Origin of the sequence: Amycolatopsis ultiminotia (genome assembly GCF_039536925.1) — a bacterium.
Classification (GTDB): domain Bacteria; phylum Actinomycetota; class Actinomycetes; order Mycobacteriales; family Pseudonocardiaceae; genus Amycolatopsis; species Amycolatopsis ultiminotia.
Genome location: NZ_BAAAZN010000037.1, coordinates 1 through 11,839 on the forward strand (window position 1 = coordinate 1; position 11,839 = coordinate 11,839).

Consider the following 11,839-nt stretch of genomic DNA (forward strand, 5'->3'; position numbering starts at 1 on the left):
CGGGGCTGGTGGGGAATCACGCGGGCCATCGGATCTGCAGGGCCCTCCGCGTGACCGAATCCCCGCCAAGGACGACGTCGCGGTGGATCGCGTTGCCTGAAGCACACTCGGCCTATAAAAGGTCCCCGTTCTGGACTGCGGCTGGCTTGAGCAGCCTCCAACTCGCGATGGTGATCTTGTTGGCCGTGGGGGTCGTCACCAAGCAGGGCTACTCGGAACTGGATCGGCTGATTGTGCCACCCATCCGAGATGGTCGGGGGCATCTCATGGTCACCCTGATGACAGATGTCATCTTCGTAATCTGCGGTGCCGCCGCACGATGGACGCATGTCGATTTTTCGTAGGGCAACAATCGCCGGGCTGGTCACCGGCCTCGCGGGTGCCCTCAGCGTGCAGCCGACCGTGGCTGACGCGACGCCCCCGCCCCCGCCCGCGTTGTCTTTCGGGATTTATCCAGGGGGATACGCGGGTGGCGGGTCCGAAAACGGCAAGCCCGACGATGTCCGGAAGGCCAACGTCGCCCTGGATGCATTGCACCGCAACGGGTCGACGCTGGAGGTCCGTGACTACATCAGTTGCCGTAGCGCGTTCCCGGATCCCGGGATGCGGTTTCTCGGACCGGGCCGTCGCCTCGATCTGGTGCTCGAATACCAGGGCGAGAGCCCGCAGGACTGGTTGACCTGCGTACGCCGGGACGTGCGGCGCTACGCCGCGATCACCGACGCTCTTGCGGTGACCGCGGAGCAGAACGTCCTGCCCCAGCCGGGCGGCAACGCCGCGCTGGTACAGGGCGTCATCGCCGCACGCAACACCGCCGACGAGCAGAATGCGCACCACCTGCAGATCGGTTTCGACGAGGTCGCCAACACCCAGCCGTTCGTCGATTTCTGGAACGCGATCGCCCAGCTCGGCGGCACCGCGTTCGCGAGGTCGGTTGGGTTCGTGGGTGTCGAGCTGTACCCGAACACCGGCCTTCCGCACACCGAACCCGTTCCCGACCTCGGAGCATGGCTCGACCAGACCCTGGACGTCGTACGCACCAAGGAGATGCCGCTGGCGGGCCTGCACGCGAACGTCCCCATCCGGGTCGCCGAGAACGGCTGGTCCACCTATGCCGCCGACCGTTCACCCGCCCGGCAGGCGCAAGCCCTCACCACCGAGATCCAGGCCATCCATGCAGATCGCGGCGTCGACAACGTGACCAGCTACGCCCTGTTCGACCTGCGCGACGACGTGACCGGCTCCCCCAACCCATTCGACGACTTCGGGATTCTGACCGACGACTACCAGCCCAAGCCGATGTTCTGGATATACCGCGGCCTGATCGCCGGTCTGAGCGGACACCGTTAAGCGACACAGACTTGGATTGTGCCTCGTTCGGTGTTCTGTGGTGCCGGATGAGTTGTGGGCGCCGGTGGGGCCGCTGATCCCTGCGGTGATAGCACGCCCGCAGGGTGGTGGTCGTTCTCGGACGGATCCGTGTGCGGTGTTCACGGTATGGACCGAAGCCGGTCGGTGGCGGCAAGTGCACCACGCGCTACTCGACGACCTAGGCAGCCAAGGGGTGATCGACTGGTCCCGCGCCGTGTTCGACGGAGCTTCTGTCAGGGACAAAAAAAGGGGCGAGTTGACCGGGCCGAGCCCCTCGACCGCGGCATGCCTGGGTCCACGATTCACGCTCTGTCCAACCGTGGCGGGATTCTTCTCGCTGTGGGAATCCCGGCCGCGAACACGCACGACAGTGCCGCACTACGACCGCAAACCCCGCCTTCCTCACCCTCGCCGCCGCCATCACCCGCTACAAGAAACTCACCAAATGGTGATAGTGGCTGGCGCGTGCTCGGGCTTGGCTGGTTCGTTGCCATCGTGACCGGTGCATCGCATGCTGGGTGGTGTGCCGGATCGGTGTGGTGACGTGGTTGAGCAGTTGTTGGACGTGAGCGGTATCAGGCCGGGTGTGGATCCCTTTTTTCGCGGCGTCCCGGGCGATGACGAGGAATGCCGCTGCGGCCATGGCGAGGGTGATGCCATCCTTCGTCCTCGGTGAATTCGGCGGGTCGCCGTGCGGTCGGCCGCCGCGCGGCCAGTCCGGCTCGAATGGCCCAGGAGGTGGCCATGTGACCTTGTCGCCGTCGACCCGGCCGCCGCACGTAGCTACCGCCGACGCGGCCAGCGCCCCGCCGCGAACGCGGGCGGCTGTCTCCCCGGCGGCTGGGAGCTCCACAGTGCACCACGGGGGTCACTTCGTTGCGGGTGTGGAGCTGTCCAGCAGCTGGCGATCGATCTTCCGGAGGCGAAGGGCAAGAGCAAGTTCGAGTCGTTGGTCACCGCTCCGCCAGCCACCGCCGAGAACCGTGTCGACAGCCTCCAGCCTGCGGTAGAGCGTGTTCACGTGCACATGCAGCTGGCGTGCGGTGTGCGCGAGGTGCCCGTCGTTGGCGATGAACGCCTCGACCACCGGTGTGAGCGGGATGCGATCGGCGGTGTCGTGTTCCGCCAGCGGTTCGAGCGTCCGCCGGAGCACCGAAGACAGGTCCGGACGAGCGTCTCCGCCGAGCAATTGCCCCAGCAGGCCAAGGCCTTCGGCATCGGCGGCGACGCCGGTCCGGCCGAGTGCCCTCAGCAAGCAGAGCACCCGCTCGGCCCGGCGTGCCGCGTCCCGGAGGCCGTCCGCCCCGTGGGTGCTGCTTGCCGCGCCGATGGTGAGAACGTCCTCGTCGGGGTGCGCGCGCCGAAAACGGGTGCGCCAGTCGCGGGCTGCGAGCCCGGCGTCCTTCCCGGGCACGACCACGGTGAGGTTGCCACGGACGGTCGCGGCGACACCACCATCCGTGGCTGCCGCCTTGGCCGCCTCCCACCAGGCCCGGCGCGCTCGTTTCGGCGACGGTGTCCAGACCAGGACCACGGCCGGGTCGTCGGGTGAGGCACCCATCCGGCTGAAGAGGCGACGGAGGTCGCCATCCTCGTCACGGCCGTCGATGACCGCTTCCAGGACATGTGCCTGTTCTCGGAGGTCGGCTTCCGAGGCGGCCTGATGACGTAGCAACGCGTTCGCGACAAGCCCCGCCGCGTAGCCGAGGACGTCCTCCTCGCTTCCGTCCACCTGCGCTCGCCGTAGCCGCAGTACACCGAGCCGTTCGGGGCCGGCGGAGATGTCGACCTCGAATCGGTGCGGAAGGTCGTCGCTGTCACCGTTGCGCCGCAGGATGTGAAAACCGGTCTGCGGCACGTCGACCTCGAGCGAGCCCGGCACGTACGACAGCGCCGAGTCGAGCAGCTCCGGGATGGCGGCTCCGGAGAGAGCCTGCATCGCCAAGGCGTCGCGGACGCGGGCGATGTTCTCGACGTGGTCGGCGCGAGCGCGCGCACGTGCTTCGGCATTCGCCAGGTCGGCGGCCGCCTGTTCGGCGTCCCGCAGGAGACCCGCGTTGTCGATCGCCACCGCCGCGTGGTTGGCAAGCCCGGTCAGCAGCGCGATCTCACGGGCGGCGAAACGCCGGGTGGCCCGTGAACACGCAAACAACACGCCGATGACGCGTGTGCCACGTCGAAGAGGCGCCGCTGCGACACCTTGCAACTCCTCTGCGATCACGCGCTCGTCGATGTCCGCAGAGTGCGTCAGACGGGCGTCGGCGCAGTAGTTCGGGGTCGTCTCGGGTTGTCCGGTGCTGGCCACGCGCCCGCCGACACCGACGCCGTGGGCGATCCGCATGGTGCGGAACATCTCGGAGACCACACCATCGGTGGTGTGTACGTATGATTCCCCGTTGCCCGGGTCGGTCAGCATGATGTAGGCGACGTCAGTCGAGAGGAGGCTGCGTGCGCGCCGGCAGATGGCGGGCAGCAGCACGTCGAGGTCCCGGTGCGTGGCCAGGTCGGTGACCGTGTCGACCAGCGCGGCCAGGTCGGCGGTGCGCACCCGGTCCTCGGCACGCGAACGGTGCAGCAGAAACATCGCTTCGGCGAACTGCTCGAACTCAGCTGCCTGGCCCAGCGCCGCGGCATCGGCCCGGCCGGCTTCGACGACCGTCTTCAGCTGCGCCTCCGGAGCATCCTGCGTCACCAGCATGACCAGGTCGTGCTGCCGTCCGGCGAGTGCATGGAGCGGATCAGACATGGGATCGATCCTCTCACTCATGGGCCATCTTATGGAGACGTTATCCCTGGACGCCTGCCCGGTAACACGCAATCGTGGCACCAGCAGGGACGGATTCATTGCCTGATCAACGAAGAGAGGCAAGTATGACTATTGCGGCACAGGTCGAGGCCGAAGCACACCACTACGCGCCGGACGGCACGGTCATCAACAGCCGGCTGCCGTTGCTGGTATATCGGCAAGCCGTCCAGGCGGATGCGGGCGAAGCGCTGGAAACCACGATGAAACGCGTGTTCGCCCGCAACGACTGGCTCAACAACTGGACTTACCGGGGTGTCTATCCCTACCCCCACTTCCACTCCACCTGCCATGAAGTGCTCGGCGTTGTCCGCGGCGCGATGCCGCTGCGCCTTGGCGGAGCCGCCGAAGAGCCGATGCTCTTCCTGGCCGGAGATGTCATCGTGCTTCCGGCCGGCGTTTCGCACAGCGCGTTCGAGGACGACCAGCACACCGAACTGGGCGGGACCGAGGACGTCCTCATGGTCGGTGGCTACGCGGACGGGCGCGACTGGGATCTGATGCGAGACGGCCAGTACTCCGACGAGGAACTGCGTGCCGCGGTCAAACGGATCATGAGCCTGCCCATTCCGCGGCTGGACCCGGTCACCGGCGAGCCCATGCAGTTGTGGCGCGAGGCGCCGCCTTCGCTGGAATGGGGACAGTCGGTGGGCAAAGCCACCGGGATCGAGGACATCCACAAATAGCATGAGGACGACCGACATGACAGTTTCTCTCCGCAAGGTCGCCGTCGTGGGCGCCGGGCTGATGGGACAGGGAATTGCCGTCGCGGCTTTGCGGGGAGGCGCCGATGTCGTGGTCTGGGATCTCAGAGCGGTTGTGCCGCACTCCGAGCAGCGCATCAGGGAACGCCTCGCCGCGGCGCCCGCTGCCGCTTCCGGCACCGGGGAAGGGCGGCTGACCTCGACCGCCGAGCTGGCGGATGCGGTCGCGGGTGCCGACCTCGTGATCGAATGCCTGCCCGAAGATGTGCAGCTGAAGGTGGAGACCTTCAAAGCCATCGATGAAATCAGCGATGATGGCGTGCCTTTCGTCACCAACACCTCGTCGGTTTCCCTGCACCTGCTGAAGGCAGCCGTACGTGCCGAGCGGGCACTTCTGGCCGGTCACTTCTTCAACCCTGCGGAGATCGCGCCAGGAGTCGAGATCGCCGCGGTGGACCCAGTCTCGCAGAGGTGGGTGCCTCGGATCACGGCCTTGCTGGAGAGCTGGGGAAAGTCACCCGTCGAAGTGGGCTCTTCTCCGGCTTTCGTCGCCAACCGGCTTCAGCTCGCCCTGTTCCGTGAGGCCGTTCTTTGTGTCGAGGAGGGCCTGGTCACCGCGGCGGATCTCGATGAGTTGGTCAAGACGACATTCGGGTTCAGGCTGGCCGCGTACGGGGTATTCAAGGTCGCCGACATGGCCGGGTTGAACGTTTTCGGGGCCATCCTGGCCAACCTTGATACTGCTTTCGGATCCCGTTTTTCCCTTCCTGGCTCAGTGAAAGAAATGGTAGAAGAGGAAAATTGGGGATTGGCGACGGGTGCCGGATATTACTCGTATCCGGCCGACGTCCGTGATGCGCTGCTGAGCGAACGGGACGCGCGCTACGCCGCGGTGCTCGCTGCTGCCGGTTCCACCGGCGGCAGCGAGCGGGCTTTGTCGCCCACCGCGGCGAGCTAGCCGGTCCCAGCAGCACTTCGGCCCAACGATCACCGGGGAGAACGTGGAAATGCGCCTTGCTCACGACGTGTACGGGCCTGCCGAGGCACCGGTGGTCGTCCTGCTCGGATCCCTCGGCACGACCACCGCACTCTGGCGCCCCCAGGTCGAGGGGTTGTCGGGCTCCCGGCGCTTGGTGCTGCTCGATCTTCCCGGTCACGGCCGGTCGACGCAGCGCCACGGGTCCTTCGGGGTGGCAGATATCGCGAACGACGTCCTGGAAACGGTCGATTCCCTTGGGGTCACCCGGTTTTCGTTCGTCGGCCTTTCCATCGGCGGCATGGTCGGTCAGTCACTGGCAGTGCTGGCCCCCGGGCGGCTCGATCGTCTCGCCGTGTTGTTCTCCGCCGCCGCGGTCCCGCAGCCACAAGGGTTCCGGGACCGCGCCGCGGAGGTGCGCCGGTCCGGCGGCGTGGCGTATCTGGTGCCCACTCTGCTCAAGCGCTGGTTCACCGCGGATTACCGGGCCACGCATCCCGGGGAGATACAGCGGGTGGCCCGGATGGTGGAGGGGATACCGGCGGAGGGCTATGCCGGCTGCGCGGAGGCGCTCGCCGACGCGGACCTCCGACCCGACCTGCCGAAGATCTCAGCGCCGACCCTGGTGGTCGGCGGCGCCCAAGACCAGGCGCTTCCCCCGGAGTGCTCGCTGGAGATCGCGCGCGGCATCGGCAGCGCACGTCACGTCGAACTCGACCCCGGGGCGCATCTGGGGAACATCGAACGCGCGGAGACGGTCAACGCCACGCTGAAGAACTTCCTCGCCCAATGACCGCGGCCCGCCCGGCCATGCCCCCGACGAGCGAGACGTGGTTGTCCGCGGTGGAGGACATCGAGGCAGGTCCGAGTATCTCGTGGACGCTCTCGAGATCGTTCCCGGCTGCCAACGGCAGAGCGGCTGCGCTTGTCCAGCCAGCTCGGTGGAAGGCCCGTGTACTGCGCAAGCAACTAACTCCTCGAATTCATGACCGAACAGACCAAGACGGCAGACCCCCGATCGGGAGCGACGGTGCGCGCTGCCTCGGGAAGATCGCTCTCCCGGCCTACGTCGCTCACCCAGAGCGTCGCCAAAGGCAAACCACCAAGCTGCGGAATCAGATACCGGACGACGTAGGTCGAGCGTGCTGGAACGCAGCCCACTGCTGCCGGCCCGATACTCCAGCCGTTGGCCGATCGTCAACCCGAACCCCTCGATGCTCGCCGCGACCTGGTCCCGAGCGGCTTCCTTAGGGGTGCGAGCTGGTACCTCGCGGCCTGGTGTCGTACGCGCAAGGGGATGCGCGGGTTACGCATCGCTGCCATCGAGACGCTCGACGAGCTCGCCCCGCCTCGGGAGGTTGAGCTGGGCAGGAAACTCGACCGGCCCGACACGAAAGCGCTGGGCGTGCGACCTCGAGCACCGACAGCACGGTGTCGCGCGAGCGTTGAAGGAACGGACCTATGCGCGGCTATGCCGCTGACCTCGCCATCCGCTGGCTCCGCAGGCGGAACGAGCAGCCAGAGCTGGCCCACGATCTCCTGACCCCGGACGCACGCCAGTGGTCCGGGCTCCGACGGTCTCGACGACGTCGTCGGCCCCCTGCACGTGACGGTCTAGGGGTCTTGCACCGTTGGCGCTCCCGGCCGCCGTCAGCGCGGTCGATCCGGCACGCTCGGCCGGCTGATGTGATCATCGTGATCCACCACAATTCCCCAGGGCCGCTATGCGTGGTGGGCTGGTCCATTGATTCCTCGCCCACGGCGGGCTTCGTGACCAGCGCGGTCGGCATGGCCATCGACAACCGGGCGCCGCGGTTTGGCCGATCATTCATGCCGATCAGGGAGTCCACGGCAGATCATGGGCGTTCACCAAGCGCACAAAGGATTCGAGTCGGCCAACGCGATCTTCGGCTACCTCGAGATCCGGCACAACCGTCAGCAATCCAGCAACCCGACTCGCCTGGCGTGATCGTTGCATGAAGGGTCCGGCAGACCACTCTCGGAGGCGGGCACAACCCAATACAGTTGAGCCCATGAGCACTCCCGCCATCGATCCCGAACTTCAGGCCATCCTGGACACCACCACCGACCCCTTCCTCCACGACCCCCACACCATCTTCGCCAGCACCGCACAGTTCCCGCAGCTACGTCTCATCCCGGACGTGCCACACGACGACCGGGTCACAGTCCACGACCACCACACCGCCGACGGCCTGCGCCTACGCGTCTACCAACCCACCGGCACCGGCGTGAAACCACTCATCCTGTTCCTGCACTCCGGCGGCTTCGTCTTCGGCCGACCCGAAACCGAAGAAGCACGCGTACTGCGCTACGCCACCGAAGTCGACGCCGTCGTCGTATCCGTCGACTACCGCCACGCCCCAGAACACCCCTACCCAGCCGCCGTCAACGACGCCTACGCCGGCCTGCTCTGGGCCGTCGACCACGCCACCGAACTCGGTGCCGACCCACACCGACTGGCCATCGCCGGCGCCAGCGCCGGCGGCGCACTAGCCGCCGCAACCACACTGCGCGCACGCGACACCACCGGACCCACCATCCAATTCCAGCTACTGATCTACCCAGGACTCGACGACCGCCTGACCACCACCTCAGCACACGAATTCACCGACAGCCCCGTACTAACCCGCTTCGCCCTCGAACGCATCTGGAAGTACTACGTCCCGCACAACACCCCCGACGGCTACGCCGCCCCCGCCCGCGCCACCAACCTCACCGGCCTCCCACCGGCACTGATCATGGTCGCCGAAATCGACCCCGTACGCGACGACGGCATCGCCTACGCCGCCCGCCTCACCGCCGCCGGAACCAACACCGAACTCATCCAGATCCCCGGCGCCCTACACGGCTTCGACCTCATGTTCGCCCACACAACCATCGGCCAACGCGGCCTCGCCACCCAAATACGAGCACTCCGAGAAGCCCTCCAACCCTGACCCCAAGAACAACAACCCCACAAACCCCGGCTCCGGGAAAAACGCCACCCCCAGGACACTCCCGTCACGATCGTGCCGAACTCGCCGTCTTGGGGCACCTCGACCTGTGTAGGTGCGAGCTGGTAACCCTCGACCAGGACGGTCCACAGGTCGCGAGCGAGGTCTTCGCAGCTGGTTGTGCCGGTCGTCGCGGGGCGGGTGCGGGATCTCGCCGAAGTCGGCGTGCCGGTCTTGCATTGCCCGCCAGTTCGCGAGGGTGTGGGTCATGGGGTCGGCGTGCATTCGGCAGGAGATGTCACGGTTCGCGGTTTCGCTGCAGAGGAACCGGTGCCCCGGCTCTCCCAGGCGCCGTAGCCCGGCGGATTCCGTGCGCACGGCGGGGTAGCGCAGGCTGTTCAGCCAGGACGAGGAGTCGCACGAGTCCGGCGGGCACGGGAGGCACCATTCGCAGGCGGACGGGCCGAGTACGTGAATGCACCGCTGCGGGTACTGCCGGCCGCGCTCCCACATCGTGTGCAACAGCCGGACCTGCGTCGGATGGGTGGCCTGCACGACGTTGCCGAAGCACAACCGGTCGTACCCGGCGGCGAGCTGGTCGAAGTAGTCCCAGCCGGTCAAACCCGGTGATCTCGTCCAGCGGCAGCGCTTCGTGCATCGTGCAGCCGGTGGCGCGCTTGTGCTCGTTGGTCAGATTGAAAATCCCGCTGTCCAGGAGGATGACGTTCCCCTGGTCCATGAGCTGCACCTCCGCTTTTCCTGGCTGCGGTGGTCCGAGGGCGCGGTGTGCAGTCCCAGCACTGACGCTGAACTGTTTCGCAATTTCCTTTACTGACGGTGCAATGGCTCCGTTGTTACGGCGCGGTGGGGGCATCTTTCGCTCGTTCGGCTGGCCTGGGAGGAATGTGTTCGAGCAAAATTTTGGCGGCTCGCTGGTCGGCTTCGGTGACCCACGCGGCGTAGATCTTGAAAGTCGTGGTGCCTCCGGCAGAATGGCCGAGCCGGCCCGCCGCGGTGCGAATGTCGACGCCTGCGCCGATCGGTTCGGTCGCTGAGTAGTGCCGAACGCGGCGGATGGTGGTGTTGATGCCAAGTCGATCGGCGAGCCGGTTGTACTGCTGTGTCAGCGTCTTGGGTTTGTAGGGTTCGCTGCCACCGGGCTGCAGCGAGAAGGTGAAAGAGGTCGAAGCGCTTCCACCGCAGCCCGCACAGTTTGCCACCCAGACCAGCATGCCGAAGAACATGTCGTGCCAGGCTGCGTTGAGAATCCTGGCTGCTTCATCCGGCGTTGGGGGCTGAGGATCAGGCTGAGGGGCGCTTGGCGGGTCCGCCAAAGTGGTCACCCACTCCCGACGCCGCACTCTCTCGTACGCGCCGGAGCGGAAGAAGCGGATCTTGCGGATCGTCCAGTCCGACAGAGGCTTGCACCGTGCATCGCAGGTGTGCTGCCGACGGGTCCGGTGCTGGGTGAACGGGTGAGTGCGGTGGTCGCGGCAGCGGCTGAGCTAGGCGAAGTAGCGGTCCAGGTCATGGGCGCCGAGTTGTGCGGGGTAGGAGCCGATGGGTGTGCTTGTCCGCATACCGGATGAGCGTCCGTCGCGTGCCCTCGGCGACCTTCATGGAGGGCAGGTGGGGCGTTGCCGACCTGGCTTACGGTGGCCCTGGCCTTCGGGTACTTGTTCTCGTCGGCCGTGACGAGGAGCTTGCGCAGAACCTCGGCGGCTTCGGCCTGAGGCCCCGTGGGCACCACTTCAGTGAGGTAGTTGCGCTTCTTCGTTAGCCCGTCTTGGCCGACATAGACATGACGATTGAGCCGTTCGCGCCGCGAGCGGCGTCACGTCGCCTCCCAACAGTCGCCTGTGGGAGGGCTTGACCTGTGTGCCCTCGGCAGGAGTACCAAAGGATGGGAACGGGGCTGACCAGGGGATTTTCGTCGGCACGTTGGTGGTCGAGGCGAGCTTCGAGCTTCCCGGCTCAGGCGGGGGCCGGTCATGAGCGCCAGCTCGCGGACGGTTGCTCGGTTTGTCACGATCACTATGGGGCTGGTCATCGGGCTCACCTTCCTGTTCGGGTTTGGGAACGTCCTCAACCTGGCGTTGAAGCTTCAAGTCCCAGCGTTCGTGGCGCCGCTGGTGGCGCCTGCTGTTGACCTGACGGTGCTGGGGTTGCTCGTCGGTACGCGACATCTAGCACTGTCCGGGGCCAGCGAGGAGGTGCGGCGGCCGGCACGACGTCTGCTGTTGGCGGCGAGCGTGGTGACCCTGCTGCTGAACGTCGCCGATCCGGTGTTTGCCGGTCAATGGGGTAAAGCCGCGTTCGACTCGGTCGGCCCGCTCTTGCTAATCGGGGTATGCGAAGCAGGTCCAGGCCTCCTTCGTGCGTTGAGCGTGGCGAGGTCCGATCCCAACCCGGTCCAGTCACCAGCGTCTTTGTCCGCAGAATCGGTGGATGGCGGCCTGGAACAGGTGGTGCCCGCCGCGGCAGGTCTGCAGCGCGAAAAGCGGGTCCGAGCAGCGGCCCGTGGGGATGCCGATCTTGATGAGGAACTCATGAGGCGAGCGCGTCGGGCGGACGCGGAGCACTGGCGGCGCTACCGACGTCCAATCTCTGCGGAGACTCTGCGGAAGCAGCTTCGGGTCGGAGCAGGGACGTCGCGGACTCTCGTGGCGGCGGTGCGGCTCGACAATGCGCCGGTAGGAGCGACTGGGCGTCCGTGACCGGCTTTGCCGCTGACGCGGGTGATCCCCGGCGACCAACTCCTGACTAACCGTCCCACCCGCGTCAGCGAGACCGCCAGCCGGCCGACGATGGACGACTCGTCGCGCCGCTGGCTGACCGAGGTCATCTTAACCAACGCGCACGCGCAGGCCGAGCTACGCAACTCCGCGGCTGGCGGAATGCTGGTGCCGCCCAAGGTCGAGCAGCGGCGGCTGCAAGCCGCCCAGGTCTTTCGTCCTGGCTGGCTTTGCAGTCGCCGCTGGCCGACACCGACGTCGAGAGCATCAACATCAACGGCGACCGCCGGCTGGGG

The 11,839-nt window shown here is 66.8% G+C and carries 9 protein-coding genes and 1 pseudogene; 8 read left to right on the forward strand and 2 right to left on the reverse strand.

The annotated features are described in order from the left end of the window. The first annotated feature begins 327 nt into the window (after nt 1-327). Together ABD793_RS41960 and ABD793_RS41965 are read left to right on the forward strand one after the other, a co-directional pair. Nucleotides 328-1,350 carry a hypothetical protein gene (locus tag ABD793_RS41960; protein ID WP_344869392.1) on the forward strand — a complete coding sequence of 341 codons (1,023 nt, stop codon included), beginning with the start codon at nt 328-330 and terminating at the stop codon, nt 1,348-1,350. Between the two features lie 16 nt (nt 1,351-1,366). Next, nucleotides 1,367-1,758, forward strand: a pseudogene (locus ABD793_RS41965) (transposase family protein); the annotation flags it as partial. A gap of 481 nt (nt 1,759-2,239) precedes the next feature. Here ABD793_RS41965 and ABD793_RS41970 read toward each other — a convergent pair. Further along, nucleotides 2,240-4,216, reverse strand: a complete 1,977-nt coding sequence (locus ABD793_RS41970) for a helix-turn-helix domain-containing protein (protein WP_344869394.1) — start codon at nt 4,214-4,216, stop codon at nt 2,240-2,242. Between the two features lie 26 nt (nt 4,217-4,242). Here ABD793_RS41970 and ABD793_RS41975 point away from each other — a divergent pair, with 26 nt between their 5' ends. The 5 genes from ABD793_RS41975 (at nt 4,243) to ABD793_RS41990 (ending at nt 8,811) form a co-directional block, all read left to right on the forward strand. After that, a complete protein-coding gene (locus ABD793_RS41975; RefSeq protein ID WP_344869396.1) occupies nt 4,243-4,860 on the forward strand; it encodes a hypothetical protein in 618 nt (205 codons plus the stop codon). 16 nt (nt 4,861-4,876) lie between these two features. After that, the gene (locus ABD793_RS41980) at nt 4,877-5,836 is read left to right on the forward strand and encodes a 3-hydroxyacyl-CoA dehydrogenase family protein (protein WP_344869398.1); all 960 of its coding nucleotides are present in this window, start codon (nt 4,877-4,879) and stop codon (nt 5,834-5,836) included. A gap of 49 nt (nt 5,837-5,885) precedes the next feature. After that, on the forward strand, nt 5,886-6,647 hold the full coding sequence (locus ABD793_RS41985; protein ID WP_344869400.1) for an alpha/beta fold hydrolase: 762 nt from the start codon (nt 5,886-5,888) through the stop codon (nt 6,645-6,647). A 393-nt stretch (nt 6,648-7,040) separates the two neighbouring features. Beyond that, nucleotides 7,041-7,397 (forward strand): WYL domain-containing protein, encoded by a 357-nt coding sequence (locus ABD793_RS42955; protein ID WP_425548856.1) that lies wholly within the window; start codon nt 7,041-7,043, stop codon nt 7,395-7,397. Nucleotides 7,398-7,887: 490 nt separating this feature from the next. Further along, on the forward strand, nt 7,888-8,811 hold the full coding sequence (locus tag ABD793_RS41990; RefSeq protein WP_344869402.1) for an alpha/beta hydrolase: 924 nt from the start codon (nt 7,888-7,890) through the stop codon (nt 8,809-8,811). Nucleotides 8,812-9,662: 851 nt separating this feature from the next. Here ABD793_RS41990 and ABD793_RS41995 read toward each other — a convergent pair. After that, nucleotides 9,663-10,052: a hypothetical protein gene (locus tag ABD793_RS41995; protein WP_344869404.1), complete on the reverse strand. Its 390-nt coding sequence runs from the start codon at nt 10,050-10,052 to the stop codon at nt 9,663-9,665. Between the two features lie 792 nt (nt 10,053-10,844). Here ABD793_RS41995 and ABD793_RS42000 point away from each other — a divergent pair. Further along, nucleotides 10,845-11,525 (forward strand): hypothetical protein, encoded by a 681-nt coding sequence (locus ABD793_RS42000; RefSeq protein WP_344869406.1) that lies wholly within the window; start codon nt 10,845-10,847, stop codon nt 11,523-11,525. The last annotated feature ends 314 nt before the right edge of the window (nt 11,526-11,839 follow it).